Source organism: Acidovorax carolinensis, assembly GCF_002157145.1.
GTDB classification, from domain to species: domain Bacteria; phylum Pseudomonadota; class Gammaproteobacteria; order Burkholderiales; family Burkholderiaceae_C; genus Acidovorax; species Acidovorax carolinensis.
Window position 1 is genome coordinate 2,253,117 of sequence record NZ_CP021361.1, and the last position, 24,970, is coordinate 2,278,086.

Consider the following 24,970-nt stretch of genomic DNA (forward strand, 5'->3'; position numbering starts at 1 on the left):
AATCGTGCCCGTCAGGAGAGAGTGCCCCGTCCCTTGCAAGAGAGGATGCGCGGCACCGCCGAAGGCGCAGGAACACCCGAACGCTCAGGCAAAAGGACTGGCAACCGCCCGCAGTGATGCGGGCGTTCCCTTGCTGGAGAGAGATGGCCCGCACCATGCGAAGGCCATCCACCGAAGGAGCAAACCGCGCAGCCAGCCAGGGTGTTGCGGTGAATCTCTCAGGTAAAGCGGACAGCAGGGCAAATCCCGTGGCACATGTGCCGCGACCCCCATTTGCCCTGGAGCTTTCATGTCCGCACCTGCCGCCGCCCCCCTGCTCAATACGCCCCTGAACGCCCTGCACATCGAGCTGGGCGCCCGCATGGTGCCGTTTGCCGGCTACTCCATGCCCGTGCAGTACCCCGCGGGCCTGATGGCCGAGCACCAGCACACGCGCCAGGCCGCCGGCCTGTTCGATGTGTCCCACATGGGCCAGCTCAAACTGGTCGGCCCCGATGCCGCTGCCGCGTTCGAGAGCCTGATGCCCGTGGACGTGATCGACCTGCCCGTGGGCAAGCAGCGCTACGGCCTGCTGCTCAACGACGCGGGCGGCATCATCGACGACCTGATGTTCTTTCGTGTTGCGCAAAACGAAATCTTCGTGATCGTCAACGGCGCCTGCAAGGTGGGCGACATCGCGCACATCCAGGCCCGCATCGGCCAGCGTTGCGAAGTCCTCCCCATGCCCGACCATGCCCTGCTGGCGCTGCAGGGCCCCCAGGCCGTCACCGCCCTGTCGCGCCTGGCGCCGGGCGTTGAAAAGCTGGTGTTCATGACCGGCGGCAACTACGCCATCGCGGGCTGCGACTGCTTTGTGACGCGCAGCGGCTACACCGGCGAGGATGGCTTTGAAATCTCCGTGCCCGCCGCGCAGGCCGACACGCTGGCGCGTGCGCTGCTGGCCCAGCCCGAAGTCAAGCCCATCGGCCTGGGCGCGCGCAACTCGCTGCGCCTGGAAGCCGGCCTGTGCCTGTATGGCAACGACATCGACACCACCACCTCCCCTGTGGAAGCGGCCATTGGCTGGGCCATGCAAAAGGTGCGCCGCACCGGTGGCGCCCGCGCAGGCGGTTTCCCGGGCGCCGACAAGGTGCTGGCGCAGCTCGACAACCCGGCCAGCCTGACGCGCAAGCGCGTGGGCCTGATCGCGCTGGAGCGCGTGCCCGTGCGCGAGCACACCGAGCTGCAAAGCCTGGATGGCCAGAAGATCGGCGAGGTCACCAGCGGCCTGCTGGGCCCCACCATCGACAAACCCGTGGCCATGGGCTATGTGCTGCCCGCCCATGCCGCCCTGGGCACGCGCGTCAACGCCATCGTGCGCGGCAAGGCCGTGCCCATGGAAGTGAGCGCCATGCCCTTTGTGCCCACGAACTACTACCGCGGCTAATTACCCCACGCCGCCGCCGCAGGGCCCGGCTACATTCCGGATTCCTTCCTTTTTTTCCAGGAGCTTTCCCATGACGATCAAATTTTCCAAAGACCACGAATGGATCAACGCCGCCGACGCCAATGCGGCCGTGGTCGGCATCACCGTGCACGCCCAGGACGCGCTGGGTGACGTGGTGTTTGTGGACCTGCCCGCCGTGGGCACCACGTTTGCCCAGGGCGACGTGGCCGGCGTGGTCGAGTCGGTCAAGGCCGCCGCCGACGTGTACATGCCGGTCTCCGGCGAAGTGGTCGAAGTCAACGAGGCCCTGCGCGCCGACCCCTCGCTGGCCAACTCCGACCCGCTCAACACCGGCTGGTTCTTCAAGGTCAAGCTCAGCGACGCGAGCCAGCTCGATGCGCTGCTGGACGAAGCCACCTACGCCGATTTCGCCAAGAACGCCTGACGCGAATTTGCCTTCAACCCGCTAACGTCGTGGGTCGCCTTGCCGTGCTACAGCACTGTCTGCGGCTTCCCGCCTGGTTATCCGATTGAATCCAAATCCGCATGGCGCCCTACCCTCCCGTTAGAGAACCTGCCCTATGTTGATGCCATCTGCCTTGCCGCTCGGCGAGCTTGAAAACGCCACCGAATTCCTGCCCCGCCACATCGGCATCGACGCAGCCGACGAAGCGCACATGCTGTCGGTGATTGGCGAGGCCTCGCGCCGCGCCCTCATCGACTCCATCGTGCCGCGCTCCATCGCGCGCAGCCGCGCCATGGACCTGCCGCTGCCGGTCACGGAAAGCGCGGCGCTGGCCGAGCTCAAGGCGATGGCATCGCAGAACAAGCTGCTCAAGAGCTTCATCGGACAGGGCTACTACGGCACCCACATCCCCGGCGTCATCCTGCGCAACATCCTGGAAAACCCCGCCTGGTACACGGCCTACACGCCCTACCAGGCCGAGATTTCGCAAGGCCGCATGGAGGCGCTGGTCAACTTCCAGACCATGGTGTGCGACCTCACGGCCATGCCGATCGCCAATGCGTCCATGCTGGACGAAGCCACCGCTGCCGCCGAGGCCATGACGCTGGCCAAGCGCTCGGTCAAGAGCAAAAGCAATGTGTTTGTGGTGGCCGGAGACGCCCACCCGCAAACCATCGAAGTGATCCAGACCCGTGCCAAGCCCCTGGGCATCGATGTAGTGTTGGCCAACTCTGCCGCCGAGTGGGATGCCGCGCTGAACGGCGACTATTTCGCCGTGCTGGCCCAATACCCCGCCACCAGTGGCCGCATCGACGACTTAGCTGCAGACGTTGCAAAAGTTCATGCAAAGCACGCCGCCTTCATCGCCGCCGCCGACCTGCTGGCCCTCACGCTGATCACCCCGCCCGGCGAATGGGGCGCCGACATTGTGGTGGGTACCACCCAGCGCCTGGGCATGCCCATGGGCGCGGGCGGCCCGCACGCCGCCTACATGGCCTGCCGCGACGAGTTCAAGCGCTCGCTGCCCGGCCGCCTGGTGGGCGTGAGCGTGGACGTGCATGGCAAGCCCGCCTACCGCCTGGCATTGCAGACGCGCGAGCAGCACATCCGCCGCGAAAAGGCCACGTCCAACATCTGCACTGCGCAGGTGCTGCCGGCCGTGATTGCCAGCATGTACGCCGTGTACCACGGCCCCCAGGGCCTCAAGCGCATTGCCCAGCGCGTGGCCAGCTACACCGCCATCCTGGCCAAGGGGCTGGAACAACTGGGAGCGCCCGTGCGCCCGCAGGCCTGTTTTGACACCCTGTCGATCAAAACCGATGGCGCTACGAAATCAATAGCTGCTCGCGCTGTATCCATGGGCGCAAACCTGCGGATTTACTTCGAAAATTACCTGTGCATCTCGCTGGACGAGACCACCACCCGCGCCGACATCGAGCTGCTGTGGAAGATCTTCGCCAAGGACGGCCAGGCCCTGCCCACGTTTGACGCCTTTGAGAAGGGCGTGGAACCGTTGATCCCCACCGAACTGCGCCGCACCAGCAGCTACCTCACGCACCCGGTGTTCAACACCCACCACAGTGAAACCGGCATGCTGCGCTACATCCGCCAGCTGTCCGACAAGGACCTGGCGCTCGACCGCAGCATGATTCCGCTGGGCTCTTGCACCATGAAGCTCAACGCCACGAGCGAGATGATTCCCATCACCTGGCCCGAGTTTGCCAACGTGCACCCGTTCGCACCCGCCGACCAGCTCGAAGGCTACCGCCTGCTCGATGAGCAACTGCGCGCCTGGCTGTGCCAGGCCACGGGCTACGCCGGCATCAGCCTGCAGCCCAACGCCGGCAGCCAGGGCGAATACGCGGGCCTGCTGGCCATCAAGGCCTACCACGAGGCCCAGGGCCATGCGCACCGCAACATCTGCCTGATCCCCAGCAGCGCGCACGGCACCAACCCGGCCAGCGCGCAAATGGTGGGCATGCAGGTGGTGGTTACCAAGTGCGATGAAAACGGCAACGTGGACATGGCCGACCTCCAGGCCAAGTGCGAGCAGCACAGCGCCAACCTGGCCGCGGTGATGATCACCTACCCCAGCACGCACGGCGTGTTCGAGACCAGCGTGAAAGAGCTGTGCGCGCTGGTGCACCAGCACGGCGGCCGCGTCTATGTGGACGGCGCCAACATGAACGCCCTGGTGGGCGTGGCGGCGCCCGGCGAGTTCGGCGGCGACGTGAGCCACCTAAACCTGCACAAGACCTTCTGCATCCCCCACGGCGGTGGCGGCCCCGGCGTGGGCCCTGTATGCGTGGTGGCCGATCTGGTGCCCTACCTGCCCGGCCATGCCACGGCCGGCGTGGCCGGTGGCGTGGGTGCCGTGTCGGCTGCGCCCCTGGGCAATGCCGCCGTGCTGCCCATCAGCTGGATGTATTGCCGCATGATGGGTGCCGAGGGCCTGCAAGCGGCCACCGAAACCGCCATCCTCTCGGCCAACTACATCAGCGCGCGCCTCAAGGACCACTACCCCACGCTGTACGCCAGCGCCAACGGCCATGTGGCGCACGAATGCATCCTGGACCTGCGCGGCCTGAAGGACACCAGCGGCGTGATGGCCGAGGACGTGGCCAAGCGCCTGATCGACTACGGCTTCCACGCCCCCACGCTGAGCTTCCCCGTGCCCAACACGCTGATGGTGGAGCCCACCGAGAGCGAAACGCTGTTCGAGATCGACCGCTTCATCGACGCGATGATCGCCATCCGCGAGGAAATCCGCCAGATCGAAGCCGGCGCCTGGCCGCAGGACAACAACCCGCTGAAAAACGCCCCGCACACCGCCGAGAGCCTGCTGGGCAGCGAATGGGCCCGCCCCTACACCCGCGAGGCAGCCGCCTACCCGGTGGCGGCCCTGCGCAGCAACAAGTATTGGTCGCCCGTGGGCCGCGTGGACAACGTCTATGGCGACCGCAACCTGTATTGCAGCTGCATCCCGGTGAGCGACTACGCCTGATCGCCGCCGTCCGGGCCCGCTCAGACCCTCAAAGCAGCCCACGCGGCTGCCACCCAGCCTCCGCAAAGCCTTCTGGCCGTGCGGAGGCTTTTTTGTTGTCAGTCTCTACCTTTGGGCCCAAAAGACCCAGCTTGGCCCCAACATCGGCGGCGAAGCAAGGCCGACTGGCTGGTGGCAACAGGTCAGTCGACGGATTGGACGGCTTCCAGCGGCAGCCCGGCCCGCACCCACCCTTCAATGCCGCCGTTGAGCACATGGGCCTTGCGGCCCCGCTTGTTCAGTGACTGGGCCGCCTTCACCGCTGAGGCATCGTTAGGGCAGGCACAGTAGGTGACAACGAGCGCATCGGTGGGCCAGTCCATGGGGCAATCGCGCTCCAGCGCGGCAATGTCGATGCGCCGGGCGCCCGCAATGCCCTCGCTCAAGACCAGCCCGGCACCCACGGCACGCACATCCAGCACGACCACGGGCGCACCCTCGCGCATGCGTTGCGCCAGCTCGGCCGGCAGCATCTGGGGCAGCTTGGCCTTGATGCGTGACAGCCTCAGGCGCCGGTACAAGCGCAACGCAATATAAAGGCCCAATGCCATGGCGACCACGACCAGCGCAGCGTTGCCCAGCTCGCCCAGAACCGTCAGCAGGCTTTGAATCTGGCGGTGGAAGATGATGCCCAGGGCAATGCCGCTGCCCGCCCACAAGGCCGACCCGGCGAGATTGAAGATCACGAAGGTGCGGGTGCTCATGCCCAGCGCACCGGCCATGGGGGGCGCGAGCGTGGAGAGCCCCGGCACGAACTTCGAGATCACCAGCGTCGCCACGCCCCTGCGGGCAAAGCTCAGCTCGCTTTGGCGCACACACGAATCGGGCGAAATCGAAATCTTGCACAGCAACGACAACACCCGCTGGCCATGGCGGCGCCCCGCCCAGAACCAGACCAGATCCGCCAGCATCGACGCCACTGCCGCCACCACCAGGGCCAGCAGGGCAAAGGCGCCGTCGTCAATGCCATCCATGCCCGCCAGCAGCAAAAACGGAAAAGCCGGTATGGGCGCGCCCACCTGCTCGATGAAAACGCCCAGGAACACGGCCAGCAAACCATGCTCGGCAAACAGGTCAACGAATTGATTCACGATGGGGTTCTTAAGAAGTGGCCTGCTCCTGCACAGCGTTGTTGGAGCACGGTCCGGAACCTGTCAACAGGGGGTTCAGCGGTACCGGTGGCCGAGGATAACCCGTCAGATCGTCTGCACGCTCTAAGATCGCAGGCTGTCCGATCCCACCCAAGGAGACCCCTTTGCGAAACCTCTTGTGCAGCCTGCTCGCCGGCTTTGTCATCGCCCCCGCCGCCCTGGCGCAAACCAAGCCTGTCACCACCGCCAGCGGCCTGGTCTATGAATCGCTCAAGGAAGGCACGGGCGAATCGCCCAAGGCCACCGACACCGTCAAGGTCCATTACAAAGGCACCTTGCTCGACGGCAAGGAGGTCGACAGCTCCTACAAGCGCGGCGAGCCCACCGAGTTCCCGCTCAACCGCGTGATTCCCTGCTGGACCGAAGGCGTGCAGCGCATGAAGCCTGGCGGCAAGGCCCGGCTGACCTGCCCTCCCGGCATCGCCTACGGCGAGCGCGGCGCAGGCGGTGTGATCCCGCCCAATGCCACGCTCAATTTCGAGGTGGAACTGGTGTCCGTGCGCCGGTAAACCCGTTCGAAGAACGTGTTCACGATCTCGCAGGGGCGGCGTTGGAGCGCAATCGGGATGAGTGGATGTCTCGGATGCGCCGCATGGGCTCGTGCCCATGCCAGCAGACGGGGCGTCCAATCGCCCGATTTCGCTCCAACCCTTCGGGCAGTGGTCTTTGCGGGCGGTTTGCGGCGTTGCGGCGCTTGTTGATAGCCGAGCTATCCACTGCGCACTGCGCCTTGCAACCCATCCCGCAAAGACCGCTGCGCGGCCTCTGGGAGATCGTGAACACGTTCTAAAGCCACTGCAGCGTAGCGTGCGCTCGGACGTACACTCCTTGCAACAGGCAAAGGCCTTGCTGCGCAGGGGCGCGGCATTTGCCGGCGCCCACCGCCCATGAGCCTTCCAGACCTGTCCTTTCTGCACCAAGCCCAGGCATCCCGCGACCAGGGGCAAGAAGCGCCCTGGCCCTCCTCGCCTCCCCCCCGGCCCGAGCGCCGCTCGCCCCTGCGGCCCCAGGGGCCCCTCGCCGAGCTGATTTCCGAGCTGCGCAGCTACCAGGCCGAGCTGGAGGCGCAAAACAAGGTTCTGCAGTACAGCCAGGCCGCTGCCGAAAGCGCATCGGAACGCTTCGAAGCCCTGTTTGCCAGCGTGCCGCTGGCCCTCATGGTGCTGGACGAATATGACGTGGTGGTGCAGGCCAACGCGATGGCGCACCGCTCTTTTCAGCCCACCGAACAAGACCGCCCGCTCACTGCGCTGATGCCCTTTGTGTGCGAGGGCGACACCCAGCGCGTGCAAGATGCCTTCAGCATGGCGCGCACGCAGGGCCACAGCGAAGCCACCGAAGTGGTTTTCACGATCGGCGACACCGGGTGCATCACGGGCGACCTGCACATCGCCTGCATCGAGATGGCCCAGGAGGGCGCGGATCCGATCCTGCAGTTCCTGTGTGCGGTGATCGACCAGGGCCCGTTGCTGGCCGAGCGCCAGGCCCTGCAGCAGGGCAATGAACAACTCCACGCCAGCGAGAAGCGGCTGGAGGCCATCATCAACTCGGCGCTTGATGCCATCGTCTGCGTGGACCAGCACCAGCGCATCACGGTGTTCAACCCCACGGCGGCCGCACTGTTTCAGTGCAGCGCCAGCGACGCGCTGGGTAGCCCGCTGCAGCGCTTTGTGCCCGACGCTGCCCAGGCCCTGGCGTTTGCGCAGCTCACCACCCAGGCCATGCTCGGCGAAATGACCGCCCTCACGGCCAGCGGCAAGGAACTGGCGGTGGAAGTGAGCGTGTCGTTCGAGCGCCATGCCGAGGGCGAAACCACCACCGTCTTCGCCCGCGACCTGACCGGCCGCAAAAAGGCCGAGGCGCACCGCAATGAGCTGGAAGCGAAGCTGCGCGAATCGCAAAAAATGCAGGCGGTGGGCACCATGGCGGGCGGCATCGCGCACGATTTCAACAACATTCTGGGCGCCATTCTGGGCAATGTGGAACTGGCCAAGGCCGACTGCGGCCCCGACTCCCCGGTGCTGGAAAGCCTGCTCGAGATCGACAAGGCCGGACGGCGCGCACGCGATCTGGTGCGCCAGATTCTCACGTTCAGCCGCAACGAACCACCCCAGCGCACCCACGTGAACCTGGCCGAAGTGGCGCACGATACCGAGCGGCTGCTGCGCGTCACGCTGCCGCCGGCGATCGAGTTGCACATGCACCTGTCCCCGGGCTTGCCACCCTTGCTGGCCGATGCCACACAGGTCGAACAGGCGCTGCTGAACCTTTGCACCAACGCCGTCCATGCCATCGGCGCGGAACGGGGCCGCATCCATGTGGAGGCCGCCCGGGTGCGACCGGACCAGCGCCTGTGCGAGCGCCTGGCCCTGGCCCCGGTGGACTACGTGGCGCTGACGGTACGCGACGACGGCCCCGGCATGGATGAAGCCGTGTTGGCGCGCATTTTTGAACCCTTCTTCACCACCAAGCCCGTGGGCCAGGGCACGGGCCTGGGCCTGGCGGTGGTGCATGGCGTGATGCGCACCCATGAGGGCGCGGTCGATGTGCACAGCGCGCCGGGCCATGGCAGCCGGTTCACGCTGTATTTTCCGGCGGCTGCGGACGAGGCAGCCACGCCCGCCCCCGCGCCATCGCCCGCAGCGTCCGCACCCGCCGCACACCCAGGCGCGCAGCGCAGCCACCATGTCATGTATGTGGATGACGATGAGGCCCTGGTGTTTCTGGTGCAGCGCCTGCTGCGCCGCCGCGGCTACCAGGTCAGCGGTTTCACCGACCCCCACGAGGCCACGGCCGCCCTGCGTGCCAACCCGCAGCGCTATGACCTGCTGGTGACCGACTACAACATGCCCGGCTTTTGCGGTGTGGACCTGGTGCGCGAGGCCCGCCGCATCCGCCCCGACCTGCCCGTGGCACTGGCATCCGGCTACGTCACGGCAGAAATCGAACAGGCCGCCATGGCCGAGGGCGCCAGCGCCCTCATCCACAAACCCAACGACGTGGAAGAACTGTGCGCCACGGTGCATCGGCTCGTGAGCGGCAATGAACCCGCCTGAAGCCGCCGATGCGTCGGACACCGGCGTGCAGGCGGCCCATGTCGATGCCGACCTGCTCGTGCTGCACAAGCCGCCAGGGCTGCTGTGCGTGCCCGGGCGGGGCCTGACAAACAGGATTGCCTGAGCGCCCGCGCCCAGCAGCGCTGGCCCGGTGCGCTGATCGTGCACCGGCTGGACCAGGCCACCTCGGGCCTGGTGCTGATGGCCCGCCATCCCGATGCCCAGCGGCGCCTGAGCCACGCATTTGCCGAGCGCCAGGTGCACAAGCGCTACCAGGCCGTGGTGCAGGGGCGCCTGGGCGATGACGAGAGCGCCTGGCACGAAATCAATCTGCCCATCGCAGCCGACTGGGCACGCCGCCCGCTGCGGGTGATCGACCACGCCCTGGGCAAACCCAGCCTGACACGCTGGCGCGCACTGGCCCATGATGCTGGGGCGCAGACCACGCGGATCGAGCTGGAGCCCGTGACCGGGCGCACCCACCAGTTGCGCGTGCACCTGGCAGCCATCGGCCACCCCATCGTGGGCGATGCGCTGTATGCCGACGCCGCCACGCAGGAACAGGCCCCGCGCCTGCTGCTGCATGCCAGCCACCTGGCTTTCACGCACCCGGCGACAGGTGCGCTCCTCACCCTGGAATGGACGGCCGATTTTTAACCAAATCGGCCTGCAGCGATTGACCGCATTGCGCAATCAGCTATTGATTTGATAGTTCGTGGGTTTTTCAGCAACCCCAGCCGCCTGGTGACAGCGGGCCGCAGGCTTACCGCGCTAACATGGCGGAATGCCTTTGAACCACCTCACCCTCCTCACCGGCGCGTCGCGCGGCATGGGGCTGGCCATGGCGCAGCAGTTGCTGCGACCGGGCCACACGCTGGTCTGCATCTCGCGGCACCGCAACGCCGAGCTCGCCCAGGCGGCAAGCCAGGCCGGCGCCACGCTGGAGCAATGGGAGCAAGACCTGTCCCAAGGCGAACAGGCCGCGCACACGCTGCGCGACTGGCTCACGGCCCAGGGGCCCGCCGCCTTTGCCAGCGCCACGCTGATCAACAACGCTGGCGTCATCCCGCGCATCGCGCCGCTGTCTGCCAGCGAGCCGGCCGACATCGCAAACGCCCTGCGCGTGGGGCTGGAGGCGCCCATGCTGCTCACGGCGGCCTTTCTGGGCGCCACCGAGAGCTGGGCCGTGCCGCGCAAGGTGCTCAACATTTCATCGGGCCTGGGCCGCCGTGCCATGGCCTCGCAAGCAGCCTACTGCGCCGCCAAGGCGGGCATGGACCATTTCACGCGCTGCGTTGCTCTGGACGAAGCCCTCAAGACCCATGGTGCCAAGGTGTGCTCGTTGGCGCCGGGCGTCATCGACACCGACATGCAGCTGCAACTACGCGGCACCGACCCCGCCGCGTTCCCGGATGCACCCAATTTTGCCAACCTCAAGACGGGTGGCCAGCTCACATCGCCTGCCGACGCCGCTACCCGCGTGCTGGCCTGGCTGGAGCGCGCAGACTTCGGCTCCAACCCGGTGGCCGACGTGCGCGAGGCATGAACCCCCCCCTGAGCCGCTTCGCGTGTTCCCCCGTGGAGGCACGCCACCCGTGGCCCGACAAAGCCGGTTCCACGGTGGCACTGGCGTTGTGCGTGCCGGTTCCACAGGCCGCCGGTGAACAGAAAAGCCGGGGCAATCGGTCATTTACTCATTTATTCATAGCTATCAGCGCTTTATAGATAGGCGCCAAAGCCCATTTCCTCTCTTTATTTTTTATTCAACCCAGGAGATCCCCATGACCCGTGAAGTCGTCGTCGTCAGCGCAGTGCGCACCGCCATCGGCACCTTTGGTGGCAGCCTGAAAGATGTGCCGCCCACCGAACTGGGCGCGCTCGTCGTGCGCGAATCGCTCGCGCGTGCCAACGTGGAAGGCAAAGATGTGGGCCATGTGGTGTTCGGCCATGTGGTCAACACCGAGCCCAAGGACATGTACCTGTCGCGCGTGGCTGCCATCAACGGCGGCTGCGGCGAAGGCACGCCTGCCTTCAACGTCAACCGCCTGTGCGGCTCGGGCCTGCAGGCCATCGTGAACGCCAGCCAGTCCATTCTGCTGGGCGACACCGACGTGGCCATTGGCGCCGGTGCCGAGAACATGAGCCGCGTGCCCTTTGCCAGCCTGAACATGCGCTGGGGCGCCCGCATGGGTGACACCAAGATGGTGGACATGATGATCGGCGCGCTGCACGACCCCTTTCACAACATCCACATGGGTGTGACGGCCGAGAACATCGCAGCCAAGTGGGGCATCACCCGCGAAGACCAGGACAAGCTGGCCGTGGAAAGCCACAACCGTGCCGAGCGCGCCATCCAGGCCGGTGTGTTCAAGGACCAGATCGTGCCCGTGACCCTGAAAAGCAAAAAAGGTGACGTGCAATACGCCACCGACGAGCATTTCCGCCCCGGCGCCACCATGGAAGACCTGGCCAAGCTCAAGCCCGCCTTTCTCAAGGAAAACGGCACGGTGACCGCCGGCAATGCCTCGGGCATCAACGACGCCGCCGCGGCCGTGGTACTGATGGAAGCCGGTGCCGCCAAGGCGCGCGGCGCCAAGCCCTTGGCCCGCCTGGTGGCCTACGCCCACGCAGGCGTGGACCCCAAGTACATGGGTATCGGCCCCGTGCCCGCCACGCAACTGGCCCTGAAGAAAGCCGGCCTGACGGTGAACGACCTTGATGTGATCGAGGCCAACGAGGCCTTTGCCGCACAGGCCTGCGCCGTCACGCGCGACCTGGGGCTGGACCCGGCCAAGGTCAACCCCAATGGTTCGGGCATTTCACTGGGCCACCCCATCGGTGCCACCGGTGCGCTGATCACCGTGAAAGCCATCCACGAGCTGCAGCGCATCCAGGGCCGCTACGCGCTGGTGACCATGTGCATTGGCGGTGGCCAGGGCATTGCCGCCATTTTTGAGCGCATCTGAGGATGAACTGCATAACCCTCGCGGGGCTGAGGTAGTGTGGATCGGGATGGGCCGCAAGGCGTCTTTTTGCAGCCAATAGCCGGGCTATTGGCAAGAAAAGCAACGCAGCGGAACGCCCGATCTCGCGCTGCCACAGACCGCAGGAAGTCATGCAGATCATCCCTGCCCCTTGCCCACCGCTGGCGGCCCAGGGCCGCCCCGGTTTTTATCCGACGGAGACTTTTTTGATGATGATTCGCACGCTGCTTTCTTTTACCGCCCTCGCCCTCGCCCTGGGAGCCACCACGGCCCATGCCCAGGCGCCCGCACCGGCTGCCGCCTACCCCAACAAGCCCATCCGCCTGATCGTGCCCTTCCCGCCCGGTGGCGGCACCGACATCCTCTCGCGCCTGGTAGCCACCAAGCTCACCGAAAGCACCAAATGGACGGTGGTGGCAGACAACAAGGCCGGCGCTGGCGGCACCATCGGCATCAGCGAGGCGGTGAAGGCCGCGCCCACGGGCTACGACCTCGTGATGGGCCAGAAGGACAACCTGGTGATCGGCCCCTGGCTCTACAAGAACCTGCCCTGGGACCCCGCCAAGGACCTGACCGCCGTGGCCCATGTGGCCTACACGCCGGTGATCATTGCCACCAGCGTCAACAGCAAGTACAAAACCCTGGCCGATGTGGTGGCAGCCGCCAAGGCCTCGCCCGGCACCATCACCTATGGCTCGCCCGGCAACGGCACCTCCATCCACCTGGCCGGCGACCTGTTTGAAAAGGCCGCGGGCATCAAGCTCAGCCACATCCCCTACAAGGGCTCCAACCCGGCGCTCATGGATGCGCTGGCGGGCAATGTGGACCTGCTGGTTTCGTCCCTGCCGTCGGCCATGGGCCAGATCAAGTCGGGCAAGCTGCGCCCGCTGGCTGTCACCTCGGCCAAGCGCAGTTCGTCGCTGCCCGAGGTGCCCACCGTGGCCGAATCGGGCTTCAAGGGCTTTGATGTGAGCACCTGGTATGGCGTATTCGCCCCCACCGGCACGCCCGCCAGCGTGGTCAGCACCCTCAACGCTGAAATCAACAAGCTGCTGGCCACGGCCGACATGAAGGCCGCCATCCAGGCCCAGGGCGCCGAACCCGAAGCCATGTCGGCAGCGCAGTTTGGCACCCTGCTCAAAAACGACTACACCAAGTGGAAGGGCATCGTGGAAGCCTCAGGCGCGAAGATTGAGTAGCCCCCCTGAGTCGCCTGCGACGCCTTCCCCCGAGGGGGACGCACCCGGTGGCCTGGCAAAGCCAGTTCCACGGGTGCACTGGCGGGGGGCGTGGCTGTTCCACGAGCTGTGGAATGCGGAATGCGCGGATGCGCGGCGTCATCGAGAACTGAAATGAAAAACGGCTCCTTTCGGAGCCGTTTTTCATAGGGGTGGCGCTCAGTCCCTCACGACCAGAACCGGGATGTGCACCACACCCAGCACGCGCTGGGTGACGCTGCCCAGCACCAGTTTTTCCAGGCCCCGGCGGCCATGCGAACCCATCACGATAAGGTCGGCGCCCGTGCTTTCGACCGCCCGCAAGATGCCGTCGTGCACCGCGTGGCCTTCGCCCACCACCGCAGCAGCCTGCACGCCGACCTCGGCCATGGCCTTCTTGGTGGCGTCGAGCGCACTGCTGGCCTCGGCCGTGGCTGCGCTCAGGTATTGCGCCTGGCCATAGGCGAAATCGGCCCCCACGCCGGTGAAGGGATAGGGATCGATCACATACAGCGCCGTCACGGCGCTGCCAAAGGTCTTGGCCAGGGCTGCGGCCTTCGACACCGCAAGCATGGAGGTCTTGGAGCCGTCCACAGGAACCAGAATGTGTTTGAACATGGTGCTTCTCCTCAAGTTGATGGGGCCAGGCCACGGCCTGGAAACATGGCGCCAGTGTGGCGGCCCGCCAAACTGTGTGTCTTGATTCGCATCAAATCAAGGCGTTGTGGCAAGCTGGCCCGCGATTTGCTGGGCCACCCCATCCGCGCCCTGAAAGCTTCCGCGCCGGCAGGTTACCACCAGCGTATCGCGGTAGCCGCCGGGCACCAGGGGCTGGATGGGCGTGGTCTCGTGGATCATGCGGGCGTCGTCCAGCAGCATCAGCGACCAGGGTTCACTCAGGGTAAAGCGCTGGCCTGCCGGTCCAGCGGCTTCGAACACACGCGTTTCGCCGCCCTTCACCCCCTCGCGGGCCACCAGAAACACCGCCACCAGGTCCACACCATCGCGGTGCGCGCCCTCCGGCGTGGGGCGACCAATGCCGTCCGTGGTGTCGATGCGAAACTGGTGCGCCTCGACAAACCAGCGCACAGGCGCCTCGGCGCCGGCAAACACCGCATCGGACAGGGCCGCCAGTGCTGCCAGCAACTGCGTCCACGCGGGCTGCGCCACCGTTTCGGGCGTCATGGGGGCAAACCAGCGTTCCATGCCGCCATGCAGCGCGTTGTACTCCAGCGGTTGCCAGTGCGCCCGGTGCGGCACCTGCACCACGTCGCCCTGCACCACCTCAAAACAGGCGTGCCGGCGGCGGCGGTAGCGGCCCCCGTCCTTCAAAAAATCATCAGGGGGTAACGCAGCCCAGTCAGCGGCAAGTGCCTGCAGGTCTGCCAGACGGCAACCAGACCACAAGGCCACGTCAGCTGGCGACAGCACGGCATAGCCAGTCTGGCGCAACCGGTCGGCCACGCCATCGGGACGGGTGAAAGGAGGGGAAAAAGTGACTTCAGCCATGCATCAGAGCTTAACCGCCGATGCAGTGACGCCGGGCCTGCGGGCCCCGGCGTTCACGGGTGGGGGCAGATCAGTCGCGATGCCCGTGGCCCTTGCCACGGCCTTCACCGCGCCCGTCGTGACGGTCGCCCCTGTCGTGCTTGCCGCCGCCACGATGGCCATCGTCCCAGCGACGGTCATCCCGACCGTCGTACCCAGGCCGGCCACCGTAATACTGGCCACGAACCGGCTCTTTCACAAAGTAAACCGGCTGGCCGCAGGCGTTGTAGCGGGCGCAATGCTTGCCCCAGTTCTTGGCGTGACCGGGCGGCACATGCATATAGATCGGGGAGCGCTGCACCATCACGGCCGGCCGGTGGATGATCACGGGCTCGGCATAGATCAGCGGTGGCGGCGGTGCATTGCCAATGTCGATGCGTCCATACACGCCGGGAGCCAGCTGCCCGCCCACGGTGGAGTTGAAATAGGTTTGGGCCTGGGCGCCTGCGGCGGCAACCAGCAGCAACGCCGTGGCTGCCCCGGACATCAGGTGACGGAAAGTGAGGTTCATGTTGGGTCCTGGTGGAACGAAAAACAGCCCAGTTGTAACAAGATCGGCGGGGCTGATCGCCCAATGCTGCACAAAAGATGTAAGCAAATGGTCAACAACGATGCAATGATACCCATGAAAAACGGCCATTGCGCTTTATTCGCAAGCGCCTACAGCTATGTTTTTAATAGCATTTGACAGATTGCACTTTCTGCAACGATGGGCTTGCGGCATGGGCTGCAGTAGCATGGGGACATCCCCGCCAGGCCAGGAGACCGCGATGCCCTACGAACGCCGCCACTTTGTCCGTGTCAGTTTTGATGCACCGGCCCTGCTCGCCACCGCCACCGATACGTTCAGCGTGCATGTGCTGGACCTTTCGCTCAAAGGCGCACTCATCACGGTCCCCGCCCAGGTGCAGCTTCAACCCGGAATGCGCTGCCAGCTCACCTTGTCGCTCACTGAAACCGGCAACCACATTGCCATGTCCACCGAGGTCGCCCATGTGGAGGGCTTGCACACGGGGCTGCTGTGCCGGGGCATTGACCTGGACAGCGTGACCCATCTGCGCCGCCTCATCGAGATGCAGCTCGGCGACCCGGCCCTGCTCGAACGCGATCTGGCCGAATTGACGCACGCGGCCCCGGCGCACTGAACCGCAAGCACGCCGTGCCAGCGTGCGGCCGAAGTGACGGGAAGTGAAGGCTGCACCGGCTGCACCCCCACGATCAGCCCTTGCCATCGGCGGCTTCAGGGGCTTGTTGCTGGCGCTTCTTTTTCCTGCAGCAGGCGCCACATCACCTTGCCGCTGCCGCTTTTGGGCAACGCGCTGACAAACTGCACGATGCGCGGCGCCTTGTACACCGCCATGTTTTCGCGGCACCAGTCGATGATCTGTTGTACGGACGTGTCCTGGTGCGTGGGGCGCAGCACCACCACGGCCTTCACGGTCTCGCCCCGGTAGCTGTCGTTGGCGGCGATGATGCAGGCCTCCTGAACCGCGGGGTGGCGGAACATCAGCGCTTCCACCTCGGCCGGCCACACCTTGAATCCACTGGCGTTGATCATGCGCTTGAGCCGGTCGGTCAAGAAGAAGTAGCCGTCTTCGTCCATGCGCCCCAGGTCGCCCGAGCGGAAGAAGCGCTTGCCCTCGAACTCGATGAAGGCCGCAGCCGTGGCATCGGGCCGCTTCCAGTAGCCCTCGAACACCTCGGGGCCGTGGATGATGATTTCGCCCTGCTCGCCCACGGGCATCTCCTGCAGGGTTTCGGGGTCGATCACGCGGGCATCGGTGCCGATGAACGGGATGCCCAGGCACTGCTGCTTGGGGTTGTCGGGCGGATTGGTGTGCGACGGCGCCGCCGTCTCGGTAAGCCCATACCCTTCTGCATAGCGCAGGCCATATTGCTCCAGCAGCCGCTGGGCCACGGCCTGGGGCATGGCCGCTCCGCCACCGCCGATATAAACCAGGCTCGATAGGTCGTACTGCGCAAAATTCGGGCTGGCCAGCAGGTCGATGACCATGGTGGGAATGTTGGTCCAGTTGGTCACCTGGTAGCGCGAGATCAGGCGCCCGGCCAGCTCGCGGTCCCACCGGGGCATCACCAGCAGCGTGGCCCCCATGTAGATGGCCGCGTGCATCACGCTCACCATGCCCGTGATGTGGAACATGGGTACCACGGCCAGCGTCACGTTGTCGGCTGTTCCGTTGCCCCACAGGCTGCTGGCCACCGCGTTGTGCATGATGCTTTTGTGCAGGTGCATGCAGCCCTTGGGCAGGCCGGTGGTGCCGCTGGTGTAGGGCAACACGGCCAGGTCGCCCAGGCCCACCAGCAGCGCGGGGGGGGCGGCGGCGCAGGCCAGCGCATCGGCCCAGGCGTGCGCCTGACCGCCTTCGAGCGCAGGCAGGGCATGGACGGTGCACAGCCACTCGCGCCAGGTTTCGGGCTGTGCATCAGGGCCCGCAACGTCGGCGTCAAAAGCATCGGTGAACTGCGTCACCACCAGGTGCGCCAGGCGCTCTGCGGGTGCCAGCGCGTTGCTCGCCTTGGCCAGCTCGGGCGCGAGGTCGCCAGTGGTGATGGCCACCTTCGTATCGGGGTCGGTGATGTAGTGCTTGAGCTCCTCGGCCCGGTTCATCGGGTTGACCGGCACCACCACCGCGTTGGCCCGCAGGATGGCGAAATGCGCCATCACCAGTTGGGGGCAATTCTGCATGCACAGCACCACGCGGTCGCCGCGCTGCACGCCCAGCTGCGCCAGCCGGGCGGCCAGGCGTTCAGCCCCTTCCACCAACTCCCGGTAACTCACCGACCGGCCAAAGAACACCAGCGCCGCCTTGTCCGGGTATCGGCGCGCACTGATAGCCAGGTTGTCCCACAGCGAGGTGGCGGGCAGCGTGATGGAGTGCGGAAGGCGGCGAGGCCAGAACTTGAAGTGAGGGCGCATGGGTAATTCCTTTAACCCGCAGCCTAGAGGCGATGGGCCTGGGTGGCATTGGGGAAGCCACCGATGCCGCGTCGCGCTGGTGACGCAAGAGCGACTGGCGGGCCACGGGCTATCGCCGGGGATTGCGGGGTGGAAGTGGGGAAACGACTTTCCCTCACGATGGCCTGCGCAGCTCACGGCGGCCCGTGACAGCCCGGCCTGCAACGGCCCCGATGCCTGGCATTTCTTGCCAATAACCGCGCCATTGGCAAGAAAACACAACCACAGCGCCTGCACACGACCAGTCAACCGCATCTTGCCACCCTAGAATGGCCCGCAGGGGGAGCAAGCATGACGCCAGAGGCCAAAGCCAGGGTAACGATAGATGCACTGTTGGTGGCGGCGGGCTGGCACGTCTGCAATGTGGCGAATGCCAACATCCATGCCAGCACCGGCGTGGCCATCCGCGAGTTCCCGCTCAACAACGGCTTCGGTTTTGCCGACTACATGCTGTATATCAATGGCAAAGCCTGCGGCATCATCGAGGCCAAGAAGCAAGGCGCCACCCTGACCGGCGTAGAGCTGCAAAGTGGCCGCTACGCCCAAGGCCTGCCCACCAGCCTGCCCGCCTGGCATCGCCCCCTGCCCTTTGTGTGGGAAAGCACCGGCGTAGAAACCCACTTCACCAACGGTCTGGACCCTGAGCCGCGCGCCCGCAGCGTGTTCGCCTTCTTCCGCCCCGAGCTGCTGGCACAGTGGCTGGCACTGCTGCCCCCGGCAGTAGGCAGCCAAGGTGTCAGCGAAGCGCCCAGCACCTTTCTGGCCCGCATGCGCGCCATGCCCAAGCTGGTTACCGAATGGGGCAGCGGCGGCGCGCACTATGCACTGTGGCCCGCCCAAATTGGCGCCATCACCAACCTGGAAAAAAGCCTCGCCGCCAACAAGCCCAAGGCCCTGATCCAGATGGCCACCGGCAGCGGCAAAACCTTCACCAGCATCGGCTTCATCTACCGCCTCATCAAGTTTGGCGGCGCGCGGCGCGTGCTGTTCTTGGTAGACCGGGGCAACCTGGCACGCCAGACCAAAAAAGAGTTTGACGCCTACGCCAGCCCCTACAACAACTACAAGTTTGGCGAGGAATACATCGTTCAGCACCTGCAAAGCAACCAGCTCGACACCAGCGCCCGCGTGGTCATCTGCACCATCCAGCGCATGTTCAGCATGCTCAAAGGGCGCGAGCTGACCGAAGAGGCCGACGAAGAAAGCACCGAACGCATCGAAGGCCTGTTCAAAGACCCCGAGCCCATTGGCTACAACCCGGCCATACCCATCGAGAGCTTTGACATTGTGGTTACCGACGAGGCCCACCGCAGCATCTACAACCTGTGGCGCCAGGTGCTGGAATACTTTGACGCGTACCTGATTGGCCTGACCGCCACGCCCAACAAACAGACCTTTGGCTTCTTCAACCAAAACCTGGTCGTGGAATACGGCCACGCCCAGGCCGTGGCCGATGGCGTGAACGTCAACTACGACGTCTACCGCATCAAAACCGAAGTGAGCGAGCAAGGCGCCAAGGTGGACAAAGGCTTCTGGCTGGAAACGCAAGACAAGGCCACCCGCCGCAAAACCGCCTGGCAGCTGGACGACGACTTTGAATACCAGCCCGAAGAGCTGGACCGCGCCGTGCAAACGCCCGACCAGATCCGCACCGTGGTGCGCACCCTGCGCGACCGCTGGCAGCCCGACATGTTCCCCCAGCGGCAAGAGCTGCCCAAAACCCTCATCTTTGCCAAAGACGACAACCACGCCGAAAAGATTGTCGAAATCCTGCGCGAAGAGTTTGGCCGCGGAAACGAGTTTGCGCAAAAAATCACCTACCGCAGCGCCCAGGGCGGCGGCACCAGCCCCGAGCAGCTGATTAAAGACTTCCGCACCGGCTACTACCCCCGCGTGGCCGTCACGGTGGACATGATCGCCACCGGCACCGACATCAAACCGGTGGAAATCGTCGTCTTCATGCGCAGCGTGAAAAGCCGCAGCTTCTTCGAGCAGATGAAAGGCCGTGGCGTGCGCGTGTGCAAAGACGACGACCTGCGCAGCGTCAACCCCGGCGAACACATCAAGAAGGACCATTTCGTCATCGTCGATTGCGTGGGTGTGTGCGAGCGCGACAAAACCGACAGCCGCCCCATGGACACCAAGAAAAGCGTGCCCCTGGACAAACTGCTGCAAGCCGTGAGCCTGGGCAATGTGGAAGACGATGTCCTATCAAGCATCGCCGCCCGCCTGGCCCGGCTGGACAAAGACGCCAGCGATGCCGACCGCGCCAAGGTGGTAGAGCTGAGTGGCGGCAAAACCCTGCGCGAGCTGGCGCGCGGCATTGTGGACGCCCTGGCCATCGACGCCACCCAAGACATGTCGCCCGCCGAGGCCAACCAGCGCCTTCGGGATGCAACCAAGCCATTCGCCGCTCCCGCCCTGCGCGAGCAGCTATTAAAAATGAAGCAAAAGGCCGACCTGGTGATCGACACGGTCACCCAAGACAGCCTGCTGCACGCCGGCTTTAGCGAAGGCAGCGACCGCGAAGGTCACGCTGGGGCGCTGGTGCAAAGCTTTGAAGATTTCATCAAGCAGCACAAAGACGAAATCACCGCCCTGCAAATCTTGTATAGCCGCCCCACGCGCGCCCCGCTCAAGTTTGAAGACGTGCAAGCCTTGGCCGACGCCCTGCACGCCCCGCCGCTGAACATTGACGAAGGCGCCCTGTGGCAGGCCTACGCCACACTGCGCAAAGGCGCAGTGAAAGGCGCCACGCAGCGCCGCCTGTTGACGGACTTGGTCAGCCTGGTGCGCTTTGCCATGCAGCAGACCAACGAACTGGTGCCCTACCCCGAGCGCGTGCAGGCCAACTTCAAAGCCTGGCTGGCCCAGCACCAGCAGACAAGCAACAACAACCCGTTCACCACTGAGCAACAACACTGGCTAGAAATGATCCGCGACCACATCGCCGCCAACCTCGGCATTGAAATAGACGACTTTGAATACGCCCCCTTCAATGCCCAAGGCGGCCTGGGCAAAGTGCACCAGCTCTTTGGCGCGGAACTGCCCAAGGTGATTGAAGAACTGAATCGGGAGTTGGCGGCGTGAGTGAACTTTCCATGATTCCACTTCGCGACTTGATTCTGGAATCTCAGAACGGGCTCTCGAAACGTAGCGGCGCAGATGGGATGGAAACACCGGTATTGCGACTTGCAAACATAACAGCAGGCAGCATCGACGAGTCAGACCCCAGAGAATTTCGCCTCACTGCCAAGGAACTTGCCAAGTACGCACTCCAACACGGCGACCTCGTTTGCATCCGAGTAAACGGCAGCAAGGCTCTAGTTGGCCGGGTGATCCAATTCCGAGCGAATCGCGTTTGGGCGTACTGCGATCACTTCATTCGCTTGCGACCGAATCAAGCCCTAGTGTCCTGAGTTAGAAATTCGCAGACAAAATCTTTCGATGCTTGCAAGGATGTCGTCGGCGGACTTGGCCCAGACGAATGGTTTTGGATCCGCGTTGTTGAGTTCGAGGTATTCGCGGATTGCTTGTTCGAGCTGTCTTGTTGATCTGTGCGTGCCGCGACGGATGCACTTCTCGGTCAGGGTGGCGAACCAGCGCTCGACCTGGTTCAGCCAGGATGCAGAGGTGGGCGTGAAGTGCACGTGAAACCTGGGATGTCTGCCGAACCATGCCCTGATTGAGGGGGTCTTGTGCGTGCCGTAGTTGTCCATCACCAGATGCACGTCCAAGCCAGCAGGCACGTTGGCTTCGATGGTTCGCAGAAATTGCAGGAACTCCGTGCTGCGATGGCGCCGATGCAACTCCCCGATCACTTCGCCCGTGGCAATGTCCAGCGCCGCAAACAGCGTCGTCGTGCCATGGCGCATGTAGTCGTGGGTTCGCCGCTCGGGGATGCCCGGTGCCAGCGGCAGGATCGGCTGTGTACGGTCCAGCGCCTGGATCTGGCTCTTCTCATCCACGCACAACACCATCGCCTTGAGCGGCGGATCCATGTACAGGCCGACAATGTCGCGCACCTTCTCGACGAACAGCGGATCACTGGAGAGTTTGAAGGTTTCATGGCGGTGCGGCTGCAAGCCGAAAGCCCGCCAGATTCGACTCACAGCCGTCTGTGACACATCCATGGCGCGCGCCATACTGCGCGTGCTCCAGTGCGTGGCACCAGCGGGCACGGACTCCAGCGTCTTGGCGATGACGGCATCGACTCGGGCATCGTCGATCGTACGCGGTGCACCCGGGCGCGGTGCGTCAAGCAGACCGTCCAGCCGCAGCTGGACAAACCGACCGCGCCACTTCGATACCGTCTGCTGCGTGACCCGCTGGCGCGCTGCCACCACTTTGTTATCCGAACCTTCGGCACAGGCCAGCACGATGCGCGCTCGCAACGCCAGAGCCTGCGCCGTCTTGCGACGCTTGGTCAGCGCGATCAGCTGTTCGCGCTCCGTCACGCTCAACACCAATGGAGTCTTTGGTCTTCCGCTCATGGCCACCTCATCGTGCAATGACACCACACGACTGATTGCATTGGCAGAAAATAATTCAATGAATTTTTAACTCAGGACACTAGTGGATCATCGGTATTTGGCGCACTACTTCAACTCGCAGACTGTAAGGCGCCACATCGAATTGAACATGGTGTCCAGCGCCGGGCAGAACACCGTCAGTCAAGGCACGATGCTGGACATTCCTGTGCCATGTCCCGGCCTTGAGACGCAGCGCGAAATCGTCGCCGAACTCGAAAAACAGTTCTCCCGCCTCGACGAAGCCGTCGCCAACCTCCAGCGCGTCAAAGCCAACCTCAAACGCTACAAAGCCTCCGTCCTCAAAGCCGCCGTCGAAGGCCGCCTCGTAGAAACCGAAGCCTCCCTGGCCCGCCGTGAAGGCCGCACCTACGAGACCGGCGAACAGCTTTTGCAGCGGATTCTTGGGGAGCGGCGGGCGAAGTGGGCGGGGCGTGGAAAGTACAAAGAGCCGGACGCTGCAAATCAGTCCGTACTTGGTGGCTTGCCTGACGGGTGGACGTGGATTGCTGTTGACGCCATTGCTTTCGTGACGAAGCTCGCAGGTTTTGAATACACGAAATACGTCACATACGCGAATGATGGTGACCTCGCTGTATTGAAAGCTGAAAACGCAGGGCCGGATGGGTTTAGGCGGACCGACTTCTCTCGCGTCCACAGCGATTCAGTTAGTACCCTTACTCGGTCGCGAGTTGGGGCTGGAGATCTATTGATGGTCTTCGTTGGCGCCGGAACCGGAAACGTCGCCTGCACACCGAATGACCGGGAATACTTTCTTGGTCCCAACATCGCCATGATTCGGGTAGACCCAGCGAATGTGAATTCGCCCTATGTTGAGATGTTTCTTCGATCACCTACTGGCAAGAATTTAGCCCTAGGACTCACTAAGGCGGTTGCGCAACCTTCATTGTCAATGGGGAACATTCGAATGATTCCCGTGGCACTGCCGCCAATCGCCGAGCAAGTCCGAATCGTCGCCGAAGTAGACCGCCACCTGTCCATCATTCGCGAAGTCGCAGCCGAGGTCGATGCCAACCTCCAGCGCGCGCAGGCGCTGCGGCAGGCGACCCTTGCGAAAGCCTTTACAGCATCAACTCAACATTAGGATTTGCACCAATGAAGTTTCGATTGCCTGAGCTAGAGATTCCCTCTGATGACCCGTTTCGTAACGACGCACTTGAGCGTAAGCCAGCCGTGGAGTTTCTTGCTGGACTACTTGACAAGTTCAACGGCCCGTTTGTGCTGGCGCTTGATTCGCCATGGGGAACAGGTAAAACGACGCTAGTGAGAATGTTGAAAGCCAAACTGGAGCAGGCGAATTTCCAGTGCGTGTACTTCAATGCCTGGCAGACCGACTTTGTTGATGATCCGTTGGTGGCATTGGTGTCAGAGTTGGATTGCATTGATTTTGTGGATGGCGAGGCTAAGACCACTTTCAAAAAGCATCTCACTAGTGTCAAGAAGATAACCACTGCTGTAGCGAAGCGTGGATTGATTGCAGGAGCAAAGGCAGCAACTCTTGGCGCATTGGATTTGGAGCGCGAGTTTGAGGCTGTTGCGGCCGACGTCGCTGGTGGTGTTACTGGTGATGCGATCGATGCTTTTCAAAAGGAAAAGGCTGCGTTGAAGAAGCTCCGCGACGACCTTGAGGCGGCAGTAGCTCAATTGAAAGAGGGTGGAAAGCGGGATTCACTCATCTTCTTCATTGATGAGTTGGACCGTTGCCGCCCCACATTTGCAATTGAACTTTTAGAACGTATCAAACACCTGTTTGATCTGTCGAATATCGTTTTTGTACTTTCTGTTGATAAGGCGCAGCTTTCTGCGAGTGTTGCGTCGGTTTATGGCGAAAAGTCAGACACGCAGGAATACTTGAGGCGCTTCTTTGATCTTGAGTTTGGCATTCCGAAAATTGACTCCAAGCGTCACACCACAACACTGCTCACCCGGTTTGGGATGGACGATATTTTTGTAGGGCGCAGAGGGGAATTGCAGTACGACAAGAGTCACTTTGTTGACTACTTTTCTGCACTGGCAGATGTGTTTCAGTTGTCGTTGCGAGCCCGTGAGCGATGCGTCACCATGTTGGCGGTCGTCATGCACCAAACGCCGGAAAATCACTATCTTGACGCGATTTTGGTGTCGTATTTGATTGCCCTCCGTACAAAGCAACCTGAATCCTTCCGTGCTTTGTGCAAAGGTACGTTGTCTGTGGGGGCAGCTATGGAGGCGTTGAAGGCTTTACCGGGTGGAAGCGAGCTAGTGGCAGATCGTCCAGGTATGCTGATTGAATCCTATTTGCTCGCGGGCGATCCGAATACTGACCGAGTGAATGCGCATTACAAAAAGCTCGAAGACCTTTGGAAGTCAAATGAGGGTGATCCTGCCGAGCGCTCACGTGCGCAGGAAATGTTGAATTTTCGCAATCGAATAGTTGCGGGTTATCGCAATAGATTCGATTACAGAACATCAGCGTCAAAGATTGATGTCGCGGTATCTTTTAGAGATTGATATGAAAAGGCTAGTAGTGTGAATCAGCCTTTCTCCCTCCGCATTTTCGTCGCAGACGGCGA

18 protein-coding genes, 1 pseudogene and 2 riboswitches are annotated in these 24,970 nt (G+C 63.7%); of the genes and pseudogenes, 13 read left to right on the forward strand and 6 right to left on the reverse strand.

The annotated features are described in order from the left end of the window. Positions 1–2 precede the first annotated feature (2 nt). A riboswitch (glycine riboswitch) is annotated at positions 3–110 on the forward strand. 13 nt (positions 111–123) lie between these two features. Continuing rightward, a riboswitch (glycine riboswitch) is annotated at positions 124–245 on the forward strand. A gap of 44 nt (positions 246–289) precedes the next feature. The 3 genes from gcvT to gcvP all read left to right on the forward strand — a co-directional run bounded on the left by gcvT (position 290) and on the right by gcvP (position 4,896). Further along, positions 290–1,426 carry a glycine cleavage system aminomethyltransferase GcvT gene (gene gcvT, locus CBP34_RS10465; protein ID WP_094097994.1) on the forward strand — a complete coding sequence of 379 codons (1,137 nt, stop codon included), beginning with the start codon at positions 290–292 and terminating at the stop codon, positions 1,424–1,426. 70 nt (positions 1,427–1,496) lie between these two features. Continuing rightward, entirely contained in the window at positions 1,497–1,871 is a 375-nt protein-coding gene (gene gcvH / locus CBP34_RS10470) for a glycine cleavage system protein GcvH (RefSeq protein WP_086912538.1), read from the forward strand. Between the two features lie 136 nt (positions 1,872–2,007). After that, positions 2,008–4,896 (forward strand): aminomethyl-transferring glycine dehydrogenase, encoded by a 2,889-nt coding sequence (gene gcvP / locus CBP34_RS10475; protein ID WP_094097995.1) that lies wholly within the window; start codon positions 2,008–2,010, stop codon positions 4,894–4,896. Positions 4,897–5,078: 182 nt separating this feature from the next. On the opposite strand, the gene CBP34_RS10480 is transcribed toward gcvP, so the two are convergent. Continuing rightward, positions 5,079–6,026 carry a VTT domain-containing protein gene (locus CBP34_RS10480; RefSeq protein ID WP_094097996.1) on the reverse strand — a complete coding sequence of 316 codons (948 nt, stop codon included), beginning with the start codon at positions 6,024–6,026 and terminating at the stop codon, positions 5,079–5,081. 164 nt (positions 6,027–6,190) lie between these two features. Here CBP34_RS10480 and CBP34_RS10485 point away from each other — a divergent pair, with 164 nt between their 5' ends. From CBP34_RS10485 to CBP34_RS10515, 6 genes and pseudogenes are all read left to right on the forward strand, one after another. Continuing rightward, positions 6,191–6,595, forward strand: coding sequence for an FKBP-type peptidyl-prolyl cis-trans isomerase (locus CBP34_RS10485; RefSeq protein ID WP_094097997.1), 405 nt, complete (start codon positions 6,191–6,193; stop codon positions 6,593–6,595). Between the two features lie 378 nt (positions 6,596–6,973). Further along, complete coding sequence (locus CBP34_RS10495) at positions 6,974–9,142, forward strand: PAS domain-containing hybrid sensor histidine kinase/response regulator (protein WP_094097998.1); 2,169 nt, start codon at positions 6,974–6,976, stop codon at positions 9,140–9,142. Then, a pseudogene (locus CBP34_RS10500) lies at positions 9,129–9,799 on the forward strand (RluA family pseudouridine synthase). Before CBP34_RS10495 ends, CBP34_RS10500 begins: the two are co-directional and overlap by 14 nt. A 127-nt stretch (positions 9,800–9,926) precedes the next feature. Continuing rightward, a complete protein-coding gene (locus tag CBP34_RS10505; protein ID WP_094097999.1) occupies positions 9,927–10,688 on the forward strand; it encodes an SDR family NAD(P)-dependent oxidoreductase in 762 nt (253 codons plus the stop codon). 235 nt (positions 10,689–10,923) lie between these two features. Continuing rightward, entirely contained in the window at positions 10,924–12,108 is a 1,185-nt protein-coding gene (bktB, locus tag CBP34_RS10510; RefSeq protein WP_094098000.1) for a beta-ketothiolase BktB, read from the forward strand. A gap of 230 nt (positions 12,109–12,338) precedes the next feature. After that, positions 12,339–13,325, forward strand: a complete 987-nt coding sequence (locus tag CBP34_RS10515) for a Bug family tripartite tricarboxylate transporter substrate binding protein (protein WP_094099138.1) — start codon at positions 12,339–12,341, stop codon at positions 13,323–13,325. A 198-nt stretch (positions 13,326–13,523) separates the two neighbouring features. On the opposite strand, the gene CBP34_RS10520 is transcribed toward CBP34_RS10515, so the two are convergent. From CBP34_RS10520 to CBP34_RS10530, 3 genes are all read right to left on the reverse strand, one after another. Further along, complete coding sequence (locus CBP34_RS10520; protein WP_086912546.1) at positions 13,524–13,961, reverse strand: universal stress protein; 438 nt, start codon at positions 13,959–13,961, stop codon at positions 13,524–13,526. 96 nt (positions 13,962–14,057) lie between these two features. After that, the gene (locus CBP34_RS10525; protein ID WP_094098001.1) at positions 14,058–14,852 is read right to left on the reverse strand and encodes a 2OG-Fe dioxygenase family protein; all 795 of its coding nucleotides are present in this window, start codon (positions 14,850–14,852) and stop codon (positions 14,058–14,060) included. A gap of 70 nt (positions 14,853–14,922) precedes the next feature. Then, a complete protein-coding gene (locus tag CBP34_RS10530) occupies positions 14,923–15,402 on the reverse strand; it encodes a type 2 periplasmic-binding domain-containing protein (RefSeq protein WP_086912548.1) in 480 nt (159 codons plus the stop codon). A 259-nt stretch (positions 15,403–15,661) separates the two neighbouring features. On the opposite strand from CBP34_RS10530, the gene CBP34_RS10535 reads away from it, so the two are divergent. Then, on the forward strand, positions 15,662–16,036 hold the full coding sequence (locus CBP34_RS10535) for a PilZ domain-containing protein (RefSeq protein ID WP_094098002.1): 375 nt from the start codon (positions 15,662–15,664) through the stop codon (positions 16,034–16,036). A 95-nt stretch (positions 16,037–16,131) separates the two neighbouring features. Here the strand turns inward: CBP34_RS10535 and CBP34_RS10540 are convergent, their stop codons facing one another. Further along, positions 16,132–17,829 (reverse strand): long-chain fatty acid--CoA ligase, encoded by a 1,698-nt coding sequence (locus CBP34_RS10540; RefSeq protein ID WP_094098003.1) that lies wholly within the window; start codon positions 17,827–17,829, stop codon positions 16,132–16,134. 330 nt (positions 17,830–18,159) lie between these two features. Here CBP34_RS10540 and CBP34_RS10545 point away from each other — a divergent pair, with 330 nt between their 5' ends. Then, complete coding sequence (locus CBP34_RS10545; RefSeq protein ID WP_094098004.1) at positions 18,160–20,958, forward strand: type I restriction endonuclease subunit R; 2,799 nt, start codon at positions 18,160–18,162, stop codon at positions 20,956–20,958. 317 nt (positions 20,959–21,275) lie between these two features. Here CBP34_RS10545 and CBP34_RS10550 read toward each other — a convergent pair whose 3' ends face one another. Next, the gene (locus CBP34_RS10550; protein WP_094099064.1) at positions 21,276–22,361 is read right to left on the reverse strand and encodes an IS630 family transposase; all 1,086 of its coding nucleotides are present in this window, start codon (positions 22,359–22,361) and stop codon (positions 21,276–21,278) included. Between the two features lie 97 nt (positions 22,362–22,458). Between CBP34_RS10550 and CBP34_RS10555 the strand changes: the two genes are divergently transcribed. Beyond that, complete coding sequence (locus CBP34_RS10555) at positions 22,459–23,502, forward strand: restriction endonuclease subunit S (RefSeq protein ID WP_162290901.1); 1,044 nt, start codon at positions 22,459–22,461, stop codon at positions 23,500–23,502. A gap of 11 nt (positions 23,503–23,513) precedes the next feature. Continuing rightward, positions 23,514–24,908: a KAP family P-loop NTPase fold protein gene (locus tag CBP34_RS10560; RefSeq protein ID WP_094098006.1), complete on the forward strand. Its 1,395-nt coding sequence runs from the start codon at positions 23,514–23,516 to the stop codon at positions 24,906–24,908. Positions 24,909–24,970: the final 62 nt, after the last annotated feature.